General features: G+C 49.1%; 15 protein-coding genes and 1 pseudogene. 10 read left to right on the forward strand and 6 right to left on the reverse strand.

What is annotated here, in order from left to right; genetic code table 11:
• Window positions 1-39 precede the first annotated feature (39 nt).
• The 4 genes from KDW_RS26810 to KDW_RS26825 all read left to right on the forward strand — a co-directional run bounded on the left by KDW_RS26810 (window position 40) and on the right by KDW_RS26825 (window position 4,683).
• On the forward strand, window positions 40-969 hold the full coding sequence (locus KDW_RS26810) for a S1C family serine protease (protein WP_162005646.1): 930 nt from the start codon (window positions 40-42) through the stop codon (window positions 967-969).
• A gap of 150 nt (window positions 970-1,119) precedes the next feature.
• A complete protein-coding gene (locus KDW_RS26815; RefSeq protein ID WP_151758981.1) occupies window positions 1,120-1,983 on the forward strand; it encodes an alpha/beta fold hydrolase in 864 nt (287 codons plus the stop codon).
• 315 nt (window positions 1,984-2,298) lie between these two features.
• Complete coding sequence (locus KDW_RS26820; RefSeq protein WP_151758982.1) at window positions 2,299-3,405, forward strand: Gfo/Idh/MocA family protein; 1,107 nt, start codon at window positions 2,299-2,301, stop codon at window positions 3,403-3,405.
• A 126-nt stretch (window positions 3,406-3,531) separates the two neighbouring features.
• Window positions 3,532-4,683 (forward strand): Gfo/Idh/MocA family protein, encoded by a 1,152-nt coding sequence (locus KDW_RS26825; RefSeq protein WP_151758983.1) that lies wholly within the window; start codon window positions 3,532-3,534, stop codon window positions 4,681-4,683.
• A gap of 65 nt (window positions 4,684-4,748) precedes the next feature.
• Here the strand turns inward: KDW_RS26825 and KDW_RS26830 are convergent, their stop codons facing one another.
• From KDW_RS26830 to KDW_RS26835, 3 genes are all read right to left on the reverse strand, one after another.
• Window positions 4,749-5,075, reverse strand: coding sequence for a hypothetical protein (locus KDW_RS26830; RefSeq protein WP_151758984.1), 327 nt, complete (start codon window positions 5,073-5,075; stop codon window positions 4,749-4,751).
• A 456-nt stretch (window positions 5,076-5,531) separates the two neighbouring features.
• On the reverse strand, window positions 5,532-5,684 hold the full coding sequence (locus KDW_RS32020) for a hypothetical protein (RefSeq protein WP_162005647.1): 153 nt from the start codon (window positions 5,682-5,684) through the stop codon (window positions 5,532-5,534).
• A gap of 178 nt (window positions 5,685-5,862) precedes the next feature.
• Window positions 5,863-6,585 (reverse strand): carbohydrate-binding protein, encoded by a 723-nt coding sequence (locus tag KDW_RS26835; protein WP_151758985.1) that lies wholly within the window; start codon window positions 6,583-6,585, stop codon window positions 5,863-5,865.
• Window positions 6,586-6,821: 236 nt separating this feature from the next.
• Here KDW_RS26835 and KDW_RS26840 point away from each other — a divergent pair, with 236 nt between their 5' ends.
• The 5 genes and pseudogenes from KDW_RS26840 to KDW_RS26855 all read left to right on the forward strand — a co-directional run bounded on the left by KDW_RS26840 (window position 6,822) and on the right by KDW_RS26855 (window position 11,213).
• Complete coding sequence (locus KDW_RS26840) at window positions 6,822-7,769, forward strand: NADP-dependent oxidoreductase (protein WP_151758986.1); 948 nt, start codon at window positions 6,822-6,824, stop codon at window positions 7,767-7,769.
• 255 nt (window positions 7,770-8,024) lie between these two features.
• Window positions 8,025-8,915: pseudogene (locus KDW_RS26845) on the forward strand (cyclase family protein).
• Between the two features lie 65 nt (window positions 8,916-8,980).
• Window positions 8,981-9,109, forward strand: a complete 129-nt coding sequence (locus tag KDW_RS35360) for a cupin domain-containing protein (RefSeq protein WP_269822532.1) — start codon at window positions 8,981-8,983, stop codon at window positions 9,107-9,109.
• 263 nt (window positions 9,110-9,372) lie between these two features.
• Window positions 9,373-10,263: a PrsW family intramembrane metalloprotease gene (locus tag KDW_RS26850; protein WP_151758987.1), complete on the forward strand. Its 891-nt coding sequence runs from the start codon at window positions 9,373-9,375 to the stop codon at window positions 10,261-10,263.
• A 101-nt stretch (window positions 10,264-10,364) separates the two neighbouring features.
• Window positions 10,365-11,213, forward strand: coding sequence for a GNAT family N-acetyltransferase (locus tag KDW_RS26855; protein ID WP_151758988.1), 849 nt, complete (start codon window positions 10,365-10,367; stop codon window positions 11,211-11,213).
• A 24-nt stretch (window positions 11,214-11,237) separates the two neighbouring features.
• On the opposite strand, the gene KDW_RS35365 is transcribed toward KDW_RS26855, so the two are convergent.
• The 3 genes from KDW_RS35365 to KDW_RS26870 form a co-directional block, all read right to left on the reverse strand.
• The gene (locus KDW_RS35365; protein ID WP_151758989.1) at window positions 11,238-11,645 is read right to left on the reverse strand and encodes an NUDIX hydrolase; all 408 of its coding nucleotides are present in this window, start codon (window positions 11,643-11,645) and stop codon (window positions 11,238-11,240) included.
• Window positions 11,646-11,683: 38 nt separating this feature from the next.
• Window positions 11,684-12,130, reverse strand: coding sequence for a GNAT family N-acetyltransferase (locus tag KDW_RS26865; protein ID WP_151758990.1), 447 nt, complete (start codon window positions 12,128-12,130; stop codon window positions 11,684-11,686).
• Window positions 12,131-12,317: 187 nt separating this feature from the next.
• Window positions 12,318-13,649, reverse strand: coding sequence for an MFS transporter (locus KDW_RS26870; RefSeq protein WP_151758991.1), 1,332 nt, complete (start codon window positions 13,647-13,649; stop codon window positions 12,318-12,320).
• A gap of 420 nt (window positions 13,650-14,069) precedes the next feature.
• Between KDW_RS26870 and KDW_RS26875 the strand changes: the two genes are divergently transcribed.
• A complete protein-coding gene (locus tag KDW_RS26875; protein ID WP_151758992.1) occupies window positions 14,070-15,005 on the forward strand; it encodes an AraC family transcriptional regulator in 936 nt (311 codons plus the stop codon).
• Window positions 15,006-15,056: the final 51 nt, after the last annotated feature.

A 15,056-nucleotide genomic window follows, 5' to 3' on the forward strand; every position in this document is an offset into this window, starting at 1 on the left:
TCCTCCTGATATATAAAAAGAATGGGTAGGTTTTTCCACATGACACAATCAACAACACCATCCACACAGTCTTCCTATCCGCTACCAGATGTATTTTCGTCGGCCCTCACCGAGATGTTCAACCAGGCACGACCCGCCATCGTCCAGGTGCGCAATGAGCAGCGTGGAGGTGGTACCGGCATCGTCTGGCGGCCAGATGGGCAGATTATTACCAATAACCACGTGGTTCCTAAAGATGGAGCTGGTATTCAGGTACATTTTGTCGATGGTCGAACTCTACCTGCACAGGTGCTGCACCGCCAGCCAGAGTTCGATCTGGCCTTGCTCAAAGTAGATGCTGATGAGCTTCCCTTTCTACAAGCCGGTAACTCCGCAAAGTTGCGCGTCGGTGAATGGGTCTTTGCCATCGGTCATCCCTGGGGACAGCGCTGGACCGTTACCGCTGGAATCATGAGTAGCATGAGCACCCGCCAGATAGACGAGGACATCAGTATTCCCTACATCAAATCGGATGTATTGCTGGCACCTGGCAACTCGGGTGGTCCCTTGCTTAATGCCGATGGCCATGTGGTTGGCGTCAATGCCATGATCTTTGGTGGTGACCTTTCGGTCTCCATCCCCAGTAATGTCGTGAGTGAATGGCTGACAAGTCTGCCTGAAGCCAGAGGTATTCTGGGTGTTGGACTCCAACGTACCGATCTGCCGCAAAGCATTCAGTCGCAGTTGCCAGCCAGACGTGAACAGGGCCAGCTTGTGGTCAGCGTCGTCGAGCGCGTCGCCGCGCAACAAGAAATCTTCCTTGGTGACCTGTTGCTCGACATCGAAGGCCTGCCCATCGACAGCGCTGCCACACTACGCCAGCAACTCGCGAATAAAGTTCCTGGCGACAGCATCAGCCTCAACATCGTCCGTGGTGGGATCCTCAAAACCATCACAGCCACCGTGCTTCCAATTAGTAGCGCCAGCTAGTCATACCTAGATTACTCTACAAGTAAGCCAGTCGTATCAATTGTGACTGGCTTACTTGCTTTTTCCCGTCAAAATAGTTTCTGGCACACGTGGTATTATAATACAGGCAAGCGTTATTCGGGAAAAATACCTAAAGGAGAAGTAGAGCATATGACACAATCTACTAAAAATATAACCCCTGAGAATTTAGAGCAATATGTGCAGCACGGTTACGCGGATAATAATGGGGTGAAGATCCACTATGCCAGTCTGGGGAATGGACCATTGATCGTAATGATCCATGGTTTTCCTGATTTCTGGTATTCATGGCGACATCAGATGATCGCGCTGGCGGATGAATATCAGGTAGTGGCAATGGACCAGCGTGGCTATAATCTGAGTGACAAGCCGACAGATGGAGAGCAGTATAAAATGCAACATCTGATCGGTGATGTTAAAGCGGTCGTGAACGCGCAAGGAAAGCAGAGCGCGATCATTGTTGGTCACGACTGGGGTGGAGCGGTCTCCTGGCAGTTTGCCATGCACTATCCAGACGTAACCGAGAAACTGATCATTTTAAATCTGCCGCATCCACGTAATATGGCTCATGAGCTGGTGACCAATCCTGAACAGCGGCAGAATAGCCAGTACGCACGCGATTTCCAGCAAGAAGGATCCCACCTCAAGGTTACTCCAGAAGTGCTGGTTGGTTTTATCAAGGACGAACAGGCCCGCCCACACTACCTGGAAGCTTTCCAGCGTTCAAGCATCGAAGGCATGCTGCAATTCTATAAACAGAACTATCCCCACGAGCCCTATCGAGAGGACCCTTCGCCCGTCATCAAAGTCAAGGCTCCCGTCCTACAGTTCCATGGTCTGAAGGATGCCTTTCTGCTGCCCGGCTCTCTCAACAACACCTGGCAATGGATCGACAACACCTACACCCTGGTTACAGAGCCCAATGCCGGTCACTTTATCCAACATGACACACCGGAACTCGTTTCACGCACTATTCGTAGCTGGCTTTCACAATAATTTTGAGATGGGCGAAGACGAGCGTCTTCGCCCATCACAATTACGTTGTTAGCCTGGTGCGTGTGATGAGAGAGAAATCGTGGGCAAGCCACGAAACTACAGGGGCTTTGCGTGGTGCGCTCAGACATAGTGTATCCAGAGAGATGTCTCCATTCAATCATGCTGATGGTTATTGATAAGTGACCAGAAAAATAACTATTTACTTTTCTGGCTTGGAAAACCTTTTCCTAGATGATATCATGTTTATCATAAACTCTAGTGGGTGTTAAATGCCATCTCGTTGCGACGGGTATAAAAAGAGGAGTCTTAAAATTTATGAAAAGTAAAGCCAATGTCGGCGTTATTGGATGTGGGCAGATCAGTTCCATCTATTTAGAAGCTCCCAGCAAATTTGATATTTTGAATTTTACTGCATGCGCAGATATCGATTTAGAGCGTGCACGAGCACAGGCACAGCGTTATAATGTACCAAAAGCCTGTACGGTAGAAGAGTTATTGGCGGATCCGGATATTGATGTGGTCTTGAATCTGACGATTCCAAAGGTACATGCCCAGATCGGTCTGGCGGCTATAGAGGCGGGCAAATCGACATATAGCGAAAAGCCTCTGGGCATCCATCGCGGAGAGGGTAAAGCCCTGCTTGAGGCTGCCAGAGCTAAAAACTTGCGCGTTGGTTGTGCTCCTGATACCTTCCTGGGTGGTGGTATCCAGACCTGCATCCAGGCTATCAACGAGGGTTTGATCGGTGAGCCCGTCGCGGCCACAGCCTTTATGCTCGGTCACGGTCCAGAGTCCTGGCATGCGGATCCAGAATTTTTCTATCAACCAGGTGCTGGTCCTATGTTTGATATGGGACCCTATTACCTGACCGCGCTGATCTCGATGCTTGGACCTGTGGGTCGTGTAACCGGTTCATCCCGCATCACGTTCCCAGAGCGTATGATTACCAGCCAGCCGAAACATGGTACGATGATCAAAGTGAACACCCCGACCCATATTGCTGGCGTGATGGATTTTGAAAGTGGAGTTGTCGGGACAATTATCATGAGCTTTGATGTCTGGTCCCATCAGTTGCCCCGTATCGAGATCTATGGTACCGAGGGAACCCTGGTCATTCCAGATCCCAATACCTTCGGTGGACCCGTGCTGGTGCGTACAGTCCAGGATAGTGAGTGGCGCGAGTTACCTCTCACGCATGCGTATACTGAGAATAGCCGTGGTATAGGTCTGGCTGATATGGTACATGCTATTAACTCCGGTCGTGCTCATCGCGCCAGCGGTGCGCTGGCCTACCATGTCCTAGACATCATGGAGGCCTTCAACGATGCCTCCGATCAGGGCAAGCACATCGAACTCACAAGCCAGTGCAAGCGCCCGGCTCCACTCAATCCTGGTAAACATGACTGGAGTGAAGATCGCTAACGTGCCATGATCTTCAAGATTATGGTGTTAAAGCAGGCACACACTGACCCCTTTTGAGATGTAGGATTGGTGTGTGCCTGGCATAAAAGATACGGCGAGATATAGACAAGATAGGAGAACATTTTCATGGGCAGAGACGTAGCTAATCGACGATTACGAGCCGGCATAGTAGGCGGTGGCAAAGGTTCTTTTATCGGCGCAGTCCACCGTGTGGCGGTAGAACTGGATGGTCAGGCGGAAGTTGTCGCTGGCGCCATGTCTACCGATCCCCAGCGTGCCGAGGAATCGGCTAAAGCCTGGTTCCTGGACCGTTCTTATGCCAGCTATGAAGAGATGGCTGAGAAGGAGGCCGCGCGCCCCGACGGCATTGACTTTGTGATGGTGGCTACCCCGAACCACATGCACTATCCTGTAGCTAAAGCTTTCCTCCAGCATGGCATCCACGTCGTCTCCGATAAACCAATGTCCTTCAGCCTTGAAGAAGCCAGGGAAGAAGTGGCCCTGGTCGAGAAAAGTAACCTGATCTTTGCCGTAACCCACAACTACACTGGTTATCCGATGGTGCGCCAGGCCCGTGACCTCGTGCGCAGTGGAGCTATTGGCGAGATTCGCAAGGTTATGGTTGAATATATCCAGGACTGGTTGATGGATTCCCAGGAGAACAGCGGTAACAAGCAAGCTGCCTGGCGAACCGATCCTACGAAGTCTGGTATTGCTGGTAGCGTTGGTGATATTGGTACCCACGCTGAAAATCTGCTCGAGTTCATTACTGGTCAGAAGATTGCCTCTCTGAGTGCCGATCTCAGCACCTTTGTTGCTGGTCGTCAACTGGATGATGATGCCAATATGCTCCTGCGCCTGGAGAACGGGGCCAAAGGCCTGCTAACCTGCTCGCAGATCGCGGCCGGCGAAGAAAACAACCTCAACATCCGTGTCTATGGCACACGTGCGGGACTGGAATGGCACCAGATGGAGCCCAACACGCTGCTCTTCAAGCAGCCGGGCCAGCCCACCCAGATCTATCGCACCAACGCCGCATACACCAGTGACGAAGCCAAAGCCGCCGCCCGTACGCCTGGTGGCCATCCCGAGGGCTTCTATGAGGCTTTCGCCAACGTCTACAAACAGGTCATTGCCGACATCCGCCGCGTCGAATCCGGTGAAAAGCCACTTGGTGGCTATCCCACTGTTTACGATGGTCTGCGCGGCATGCTTTTCATCAGCAAAGTTGTTGAAAGCTCGCAGAAAGGTGCCACCTGGGTCGACATGAATGCCTAAGGTGTGTACAGAAACATCAGCAAAGAGAGCGAGTTCCCGCTATGGGGCTCGCTCTCTTTGGCGTACTAAGCGCAGAGACCTTTGGAGCAAGACATGCCACATTGGGCTGTCGTCAATTTTCCGCAGCAGTCACTATTGGTCTTGCAGTGTGTACCAATCAGTGCAGTACAGTAATGGGGATCATGCGGGCCACCTATGCAATGATTTGAGCAACAGTCACTTTGCTTGCTACAGTGGTCCCCATTAGGATTACAAGCCGCCCGCGCTGTACCCGCGCCACTTAAACCAAGGATACCAGCCAGTGTACCTGTGAATAATATACCAAGGGCCTGCCGACGAGATGTATTAGTGGCCAGCGATTTGGTCAGTGCATCAAACTTGCTTGAGTCCATGGCTTTTCCTCCTTTATCCAGTGCCTGAAAGCTTTTAAGATTAAATTAGGAACCTCGTTCCCTCATTCAGAAGAAGGAAGCGCTTCGGCCAATCGGGTATCGCTAATCATATAGCAGCCGGTTACAGAAGAAGAATATAAAGGAAATGCACCTCCTGAGTTCATCAAATGTGTAATCACAACTATTATTTATCGAAATGTGTTTCATAGCATGAATACCATAAACAATGATAGAAGTCAATCGAGCGATGAAAGGCTATAAATAGGTGAGTAATGCAATGTGGGCGATGAAAGAGGAGGTTTTCTGAGAAGATATGCTGGCTTTGAATGCCAGAGATTAGCGTTCAGTTGATGTCCTGGATCAGGTATTTAGAAACGCTGTACTGAGGCGGCCTGAGAGAGACTGCATCAGTACGATGTTGATCCTGTAAAAAATGGGGTGTACTAGGCTACATTTTCAGTGAGTTGACCAGAAACAAGGTTGCATAGGATTTTGACCGAAACTCCAGAGAATCGAGACAAATGTGGTGCTGATCACCGAAAGCCATATCTGGCCAATGGCCAGGCCAATGTAAAAGCCACGCGCACTTGATCCATCGGTTGCTTGCATGCATATCTCCTTAAATCACAAAAAATAGATTGCAGCGAGAAAAATACCATTATAAATCTACCATATCCAACGCATCTGCAAGAGTTTTTGTGGTCCAATTTGTGGGTGGATGTTCAAATAACGGCAATTGTGTACCTCTATCAGGGTGTTAATGAGCTTTAGCGAACCATAGCCCATATCAGCAATCTTGATTATTGGTTATATTCAGGACAGTGAGTTGATAACTGTTGTTGTTATTGTTGTCCCATTGGTTGCTCTGGTTGCAAAAAGTCATGTTTAAGGATGTCGCAGCGAATGGGACAGCAATGAGCGCATGCCAGGTGCCATCTGACTGTTTTGTCATTTGCGTGTCTGTGACACTGTTCCAGTTGTTATAGCCCCAATGCATTAAGATATTGGTAGCATTGGCAGCCATTGCCCCCTGATAGATGATCGTGACAGCTTTGTTTGCTATCGGGGGAGAAGTGCTGGAGACGACCGCAATACTGGTGGTGTCCTGTAAAGAACTGGGGATGGGCATCGACTGTTGTTGCAGTTTTATGCTGGTCTTATTAAAGGAATTGTGGATAGAGGTGATGGTGATACAAGCTACAATAAATGCGAAGAATAGTCCACCCATACTGCTACTATTGACCTGAAAAAGGCCCCCCAGGAGTAATAAACTGAACATGAAAGCCAGTGTACATAAAGAAAACAGTGTTGGTAGGATGCGTGAGTGAGGTCTTGCGACTTTTTTCAATGAGCTTTTAGGTTTACTCTTATTTCGTTGAAGGTTAGCAAACTCCGGGTTATATTCATCTGTTAGTTTCTGTCCATCCCGAGTTGGTCTATATGTATACATCTCTCCAGCATAGTCACCGTATGAATGGTGTTTCTGGTCACCTGTCTCTTCTTGTCTCATATTTTCCTCGCCAATTTTACAAATATCACCTACTCTTATATGTGACGAGAAATATCGCTATGCATCAAAAATGATATATTTAATAAATAAAAGTCTGCCTCTCCTGACCTTTTGTTCAGGAAATATTCCTGCTTTTGGACAGTCACAGCAATATACATGCTCTCCTATACTTGAGCGGTGATAGCAAGAAGACAGTTCGATAGAAAAACGAACAGAAGAAAAGAGGATAATCTATTATGTCAAAACTGCTGATGCAGGCCATCCAGGTATATCAGTATGGAGGGCCGGAACAGCTCAAACTGGAAGCGATTCCCTGTCCAGCGCCACAGGCAGGTGAGGCCTTCGTGCGCGTACATGCTGTTGGCGTCTTGCCGATTGAGTGGAAAATGCGCCAGGGACTTTTTAAGGATACGCGTCCGGCCACGTTCCCCTATATTCCGGGTAGCGCTATTGCTGGAGTTATTGAAGATGTTGGTCCTGGAGTGACAGCATTCCAGAAAGGACAGGCTGTCTTTGGTCGGACCAATAACGGAGCCTATGCCGAGTATACGGCCGGCGCGCTAGAGACGCTGGCCCTTAAACCAGAGAAGCTTAGTTTTGCAGAGGCAGCGACGATTTCAGGAGGCGCAACCGTGGCCTGGACGGCGCTCTTTGAAAGTGCTGGACTCCAGGCAGGTCAACGGATTTTGATTCATGCGGCCGCCGGTGGTGTTGGCTTGTTCGCAGTGCAATTTGCTAAATGGAAAGGTGCAGAGGTCATCGCAACGGCATCATCATACAACAGAGAGTTTATACGTTCCCTGGGGGCGGACCACGTTATTGACTACACTAAGACCCGCTTTGAGGAGGTGGTACAGGATGTTGATGTGGTGCTTGACACGCTGGGAGGCGAGACACTTCAACGTTCTATGCAGGTTGTTAAACGTGGAGGAATCCTTGTCTCCCTCCTTGAAAAACCATCTCTGCAAGAGGCCGAGCGCTATGGTATTCGTGCGATGTTCAACTCTCCAGCATTTCCTTTCCCATCCACCAACCTCCTGCAAACTATTGCCAGGTTGATGGTTGAAGGTCAGGTCAAAACCACGATTGCTCAAACCTTTTCCCTGGATGAGGCAAGTCGTGCCCATGCTCTCAGTGAGACTGGCCATGGGCGTGGGCGTATCGTGTTACAGGTGGTCCATTGACTCTCCACCAGGTTTGCGTGCTCTCTTACATCTCCAGGCTGTCTGTTGCAGCCACGGCCTGGAGGGAAATGATGGGCTGCAAGCCTCCTATTTATCTGGCGTTAGTTACTTCCCCAGGCTTCGTGTCTTGCGCACAAATAGTTGTGATAAACTGTAAAGAATGTAGCGGAAGCGGATAGCGAAACTTGAAAAATATTTGTTTGTAATAAAGACATTCTCATTTGATGACTGAAATTCCTTTGAAGAGAGGCCACTATGGAGAAGAGAGTACAATTTGATTTTGAGGTTGAATTTACAAATGGTGGTGGTTTACAAGGAAAGGCTTTTCGCCTGGATATTGCAGGTGATACTATCAGCGATCAGGAACTTGCTGATTAGCTGGTGAACGATATGCATTTATTGATGGTAGGGAAGGTACACATAAAGCATAAAGTGATTATTGAGGAGAAGCATAAGCGGACTCCCATCAATACTCAGGCGGCTGGCGAGAAACTGTTTGACCTGAGCCATACTATTGAGCATGGTCTGGTGACCTATAAAGGCTTGCCAGCTCCCATTATTTGCGATTATTTAAGTCGTGAGGAATCGCGAAAACAGTATGCCAGCGGGACCGAGTTTCAGATCGGGAAGATCGAGATGGTCACAAATACTGGAACCTATCTCGATTGTCCGTTTCATCGATATGAGAACGGGAAAGATCTTTCGGAAATTGGAGTGGAGAGGCTGGCTGATCTGGATGGCATCGTTATTCGTGCCGACCATAAAGAGAATTTTGTGCTGGACGTTGATAGCTTTCGTGGGAAAGAATTGCGCGGACGAGCCGTCCTTGTGCATACTGGTTGGGACGCCTATTGGAATAGCGAGCAATACTTTGAGCATCACCCACACCTGACCGAAGCCGCTGCCCGCTACCTTGTCGAGTGCGGCGTAAAACTGGTAGGTATCGACTCAGTAAACATCGATGATACCAGGGGCGGTGAGAGGCCAGTCCACACAACTTTACTGGGGGCTGAAGTCTTGATCGTGGAGCACCTGTGCAATCTTGGCCAGCTACCAGAGTCAGGTTTCACTTTTAGTGCGTTGCCACCCAAATTCAAAGGGGCCGGAACATTTCCTGTGCGTGCGCTGGCAAAGTTACGCTCATAGCGTCCTCTGCCACAATAGTAAGGACAGCTGTGATGATCTATCGGGATATAATCAGGAGGCAAATAATGGACGAAAAGATTAACCTGGCAGAGAAACTGACATTATTCGCGGATTACTGGTCTCCACGGACCGTGGCGCAATTGAACTCAAATAATACCATGTGTAACTCCCTCCTCAACCTTACTCGTTTGTGATGTGGTGAGGAGGTTGTTGCGTCCGCTCAATACATTTTGGTTGCAGCCTGGCCTACATAATTTTGTTGCTTAAGTTTGGAAAATAGAATTTGTCTCCATAATATTTGGCTTCTTCGTGTCAATAGTATTCTTGCATAGCGTATTTGTAGTATCAGTGTGGTAAAGAGTATTTTGATATAGGAGAGAAATTTATAGTCAGAAAAATTATTTACTAAAGTGTGTGGTAAAAAATTTAACTTGCTAGAATGTATGGAGATGTGTAAATGGATCAAAATACATTTTTGTCGCAGCCGGGCTATTATATGGCACGTGGCCATCGAGGTTGTCTGTCTACATTCCTGCTTGGAATCATTCTCTTTGTGGCAACGGCACTGGTATTGATTTTTACCGGAAATCCTAATCTATATCCCACCGTAATCATCATTGGCAACTTCCTGATACCAATAGTTTTTGTGGTATTTTTATATGATCACCAGCACCTGAGTTCTCTGAGTCCTGAGACGATCGGGCGTAGTTTTGGCATTGGAGGCATTCTCGGGGTGCTCGGTGCGTCAATCTTTGAAACGATCTTACTTCCCCGACCGGCTTCTCCTGATCAGGGCCTGACGTTTTCAACCGCATTTTTGGTTGGGCTTATTGAGGAAGGCAGTAAGATTCTGGCAGTAATCATCCTGGCCAGGCGTATGCAAGCGCGTTCACAGATCGATGGTTTGTTATTGGGCGCGGCAGTTGGTATGGGCTTTGCCTCTTTTGAGAGTACTGGCTATGCTTTTACCGCGTTTTTGGCCAGCCAGGGACATATCACGGCCTCGCTTTTCTCGACTATTCTGCGTGGTTTGCTGGCTCCTTTTGGTCATGGAACCTGGACAGCCATTCTTGGAGCTACCTTATTCCGCTATAGTGAACGAGGGCGTTTCCACTTTGGCCTGCCCTTCATTCTAACGTACCTGTTTGTCTCTGTTCTCCACGGTCTATGGGACGGTTTCCCTCTCTTTCTTTTTCCCTTCATCATTGATGTCTCTGGTATTGACATCCCGCTGGCGTCAGTGATTATCGGCCTGCTCGGCCTCGCCATTCTCACCATTTTTTATCAACGTGCGATCCGCCAACGTATCCTGACTGGCCAACTGCCACCGCTAAATAGATTGCCGTGAATATCACACTCCAACAAGGTAGCGACCCCAAGAGGAGATAGCCCTGCATATGATAAAATTGGAATACACATAAATTACTAAACAAGAGGGTTATTTCATTTATGGTAAATAATGTAGATACTTATCGTTTTTCCAATGCGCTTGGATATACCTTTGAGCAACTGGCGGAGATGCACAATGAAAGTTTTACTGGCTACTTTGTGCCTATCACGATGACTCCGGCTCAGGTGGCGGACTTCTGGCGTGTCAATCAGATCAATGCTACACGTTGTGTGGTGATGCATGCTGCGAATAATGCGTTTGTGGGGATGGCTCGTATGGGGACACGGGGGACACGTAGCTGGTGTGGTGGCTTTGGGATCGTTCCAGAATTTCGTGGCACTGGCGCAAGCACGTTACTGGCAAATGAGATGGTGCGCGTCGCTCTGAATAGTGGGGTGGAGCAGCTGCAACTTGAAGTGCTGAGCCAGAATAGCCGCGCCATCAAGCTTTATGAGCGCGCCGGTTTCGTCAAGCAACGGCGCCTGCTTGGTCTGCAGATCACTACTTCAGAGTTGCCTGTGAGTACCGTAACAATGCCTGTTATTGAGCGCGTTGCGCTGGAAAGCTGCCTCTCGTTATTTCAGCACCATACAGATCGACAGAGTTGGGGCCGCGAACTTGCCAGTTTGCTGGCTATGGATACTGAGGCGTTTGTGACATCCAGTCCTGATGGACAACAAAGTGCCATTATCGTGCAACGAGCCAACGACACAATCCGTTTGCTGGCAGTATTGCTACCGACGCAATCCACCCATGCTGTCCTGGCTACATTACTACACGCTATCGCAGCCGACGCCACCACGATCCAGATTTATAATGAGCCCGAAGATGGCTCTCTCTTCCAACTCTACCTGGACCTTGGCTTTACGGAATTCTTCAGTCAGTATGAGATGTTTCTCAACCTTTAGTTTAAGATGTAAATTACCCAATGACTAAAAAGTGACAAAGAAAGGATGGCTGCTTTTATCCAGGCAATGGAGAATGCGGGCTTTGAATGTATGCCAGGTCACCATGTTGAGAGCCTGCTCCAGGGGGAAATAACCCACTTCCAGGCTCTCGCTACTGGTAGTACAGACACCGCCAATCGGACGGGCCAGCCAGAGCGTATTACAAATGCCGCTGGCCAGATTCTGGTAGATGCCGCAAAATTGCAGGACCTCGATGTCGATTCCTGTCTCTTCTTTGACCTCGCGTCTGGCCGCATCCTTTAGCGATTCGCCCTCCTCAACCTGACCACCAGGCATCTCCCAGCCTCTGCGAGGTCCTTTGATTAACAGGATCTTGTTATCCTCATTCAGTACAATCGCAGCAGCCGAAATAATATGCCTGGGGGCAGTCATGCATCATTCCTCTTCTTTAATAGCCGTAGAAATGGATTTTACGCATCCAGTGTCTTGACCATTGTATAATAATTTGAGCCTGGCGGATAATCCTCAACGACGCCGACAACTTTATAGTCATGGCGTTCATAGAAGGTTTTGCCCTGGAAATCAAATGTAGTCAGTAAGACCTTGCGGGCATCATTTTCTTTCGCCAGCTGTTCAACCTGGGCGAGCAACGAACTGCCTAAACCCTGGCCGCGTAACTCATCTGCCAACCAGAAATCATTGATTTCCAGCCAGTTCCAGTATAATTCAGCTGTAATACCGCCAATCCAGTGCTCATCTGCATTTATCACTATAGCATTGATCTGCTTGACTGCACCTTTTTCACGTGCCGCTTTATGCAGGGGCGAGCTCTGATTATTATATTCTCTGATCTGTTCGTGGAGAAAATCGGTAAATCCTTCCTGCGGTTCAAGTGTAACAGTGACCTTATAATCCATACAATTACCCTTCTACTCTATCTATTTGATATGTATATGATAGCACAAAAGTGTTTTGCGCGAATAATTGCTCCAGGTGAGCATGGGGAGCAGCCCCAGGGATTATGCTGCTACGTGTGGAAAGAATCCGACCGTAGCTGGAGCGGTTCATGTACTCCAGCTACGGTCGGCTGTTTATGAGAATAGGTCAGGCGACAGTATTGTTAGCGAGTGCGTTTTCGTCCTGCGGAGCCTGCTGGCGGACGGTGCCAATGGCATAGATGGCGAAAATGGCCATGGCAATCGAGAGGCCTCCGGCAATGGCGAAGGTTATCTGTGGTGTGATCCAGGGTGCAGCAACCGCCTGAGTCAGTGGGGCGATAAGCAGTGCGAGGGAGATCGCTGTACTGCGGATACCCATGATCTGAGAGCGATTCTGATCGCTGGTAGCATTCAGGTAGACGGTGCCCAGTGCTGGCATTAAGAGTGCACTACCAATACCTGTGATGGCCGCCGTGACAATCAGGAGCTCATACTGGCGCAGCCAGAGCATACCCAGATTAAGTGCCGCTCCTAACAGAGCTCCAAGCGTAACAAGTAGTCTTTTTGATCCTTTATCGCTGAGACGGCCCAGGAGCATTGGGAATAGTGCTACAGCCAGACCATACGCACTGATAATCAAGCCATACTGGGATGGACTATAGTGGAGCGTATCCTTGAAAAAGAAAGGATACTGGGGCAGCGAAAATGGATAGACAAACATGGTTCCCAGGTCAAGCAGCAGTAGTGGTGCAAAGAGCAAGGCCAGACTTGTAAGTTTTGGGGCATTGCTGTCTCGTCCCTTGATACCATTGCGTTTATTGGCCTGACGCTTCAGCTCTTCCAGACGTACCTGCTCCGGTAGTGTTTCGGGCAGCAAGGCCACGGCCAGCAGGGCCGCGACCAGCGCAAAGCCTGCTGAGAGCAAGAACGGACTGCGAAAGCCCCATGATTGATAGAGCATACCGCCAATCGCGGGTCCCAGGGCTATGCCGCCAGCCTGTGCCGTCGTCATAAAGCCAATCCAGCGGCCCTGTTTATCCAGCGGAATTGCATCTCCGACCATCGCCATGGAGGCAGGCATGAAGCCAGCGACAAACGTTCCTTCCAGGAAACGGATGGCAATGAAGAGCGGTGCCGTATTAACATAGGCCAGTAACAGGTTAGAAATGATAAAACCAAACAGTGCAAAGAGCACGATTGGTTTACGTCCATAGCGATTTGCCAGGACCCCCATTGGTGTACTGAAAAGGAACGTGCCCAGTCCAAAGGCCCCTTCCATCAAGGCCAGAGTTCCCGCACCCAATCCTAGCGCCTCCAGGCGCTGTGGAAATACTGGAATGATAATGCCGAAGCCAGTCATAATCAAAGCCAGGCTGGCCGGAAGAAAGGCCAGGGCCGCCACACGTTTCACTTTTTTGGGTGGAGAACTGGCTGCTATCTCCTCCATCTGTATTTGCTCTCCGACTGGAGTTACTTCTGTTCGATCTGATGTCGTCATATATATGGCATTCCATTTCTTTTATGTATAAAGCTTTACAGGGAAAGTAGCTATTTTTTTAGATTGATGAAGAGCAGAAAAGCAAGATCGCCATATTGACGATCTTTGTTTATCTATAAGATGTATAAGTGTGTGTCTACCTGATTTTATTCCGCTGCTTCAATAACAGACAGAATATTGCCAGTGGGATCTTTGAACCAGGCCTGCCAATTCCTATCCGCTTGAGTATGATACCATGCAGAGGCTCCTAAAACTTCTTGAATCTTGCTAATTTTATAATTTACGACTTTTTGGGTGGTGTAGTATTTGTAGCGGCAATAAATTCTGTGTGGCGCAAGCGAAGATATGTTATGCTGCATAATGTGCAGAGCAATGATATGGAAGGCTGTATTTCAGGTTTCTGGAAAGTCGAGGGAGTAGATGACCGGGCGTATAGCTATCTCGCAAGATGCGTATAAGACGCTGCGCGTGCCGCAGCGTTATCTTTCGAGCGTGGATGTGGGCTGGGAGGGATTGGTGGCCGAGGCGTTTCATGAGCCGGTGGAGTTGGAGGGCTGGATGGTTTCTGGTCCGCCAGATGTTTCGCTGGTGCTATTTTCCGGTGGTACGATGCGCATGGAGCAACGACCCCTGCATGGTGCCTGGGAAACGTTGTATATGCGTTCCAATGACATGCTCTTGACTGCTGGACGGGATGCAGCACATGAGGTACGCTGGCAGGGTATCTCTGACCTGCCGATGCAGACCCTGCATTTACATCTGGGTAAAGAACTATTTTGTCATACCGCTGAAGAGGTGGCGGATAAACATATTCAGCCGTCAGTGTTGATGAGTCGCTCGGGTTTTCAAGATCCTTTATTGACACAGATCTGTCTGGCGCTCTGGCGCGAACTTGAGCAGCAGGCCCCAGCGGGCAAGTTATATGCGCAGACTGCCGCCCGGATGCTAGCTGTTCATCTTTTACACCATTATAGTGAAACCAGAATCCATACACCCAAAGAAACCTATCAAGGACTCAGCGCCCGGCAGATGCGTCGTCTGGAGACTTTTATACAGGAGCGCCTCAGCCAGGATCTCACACTGGAAGAGTTAGCGGAACAGACCGGCTTTAGTCCTTATTATTTTGCGCGCATATTCCGCCAGACAACCGGTGAAAGTCCACATCAGTTTGTGCTACGCCAGCGTATCGAGCGAGCTCAGCAGTTGCTGGCGCAAAGAAACATCTCCCTGGTCCAGGTGGCCTTAGAGAGCGGATTTACGAATCAGAGCCACTTTACGCGCACCTTCAAACGATATCTCGGCATGACCCCACGCGCCTATCGCCAGGAACGCATCATCTGGGCAATATCAGGATAAAAACGCACGAATATGCAAGATTGCCCCACACCTTTCGCCGTATCATAAGGT

The sequence above is a fragment of the Dictyobacter vulcani genome (genome assembly GCF_008974265.1).
GTDB lineage: Bacteria > Chloroflexota > Ktedonobacteria > Ktedonobacterales > Ktedonobacteraceae > Dictyobacter > Dictyobacter vulcani.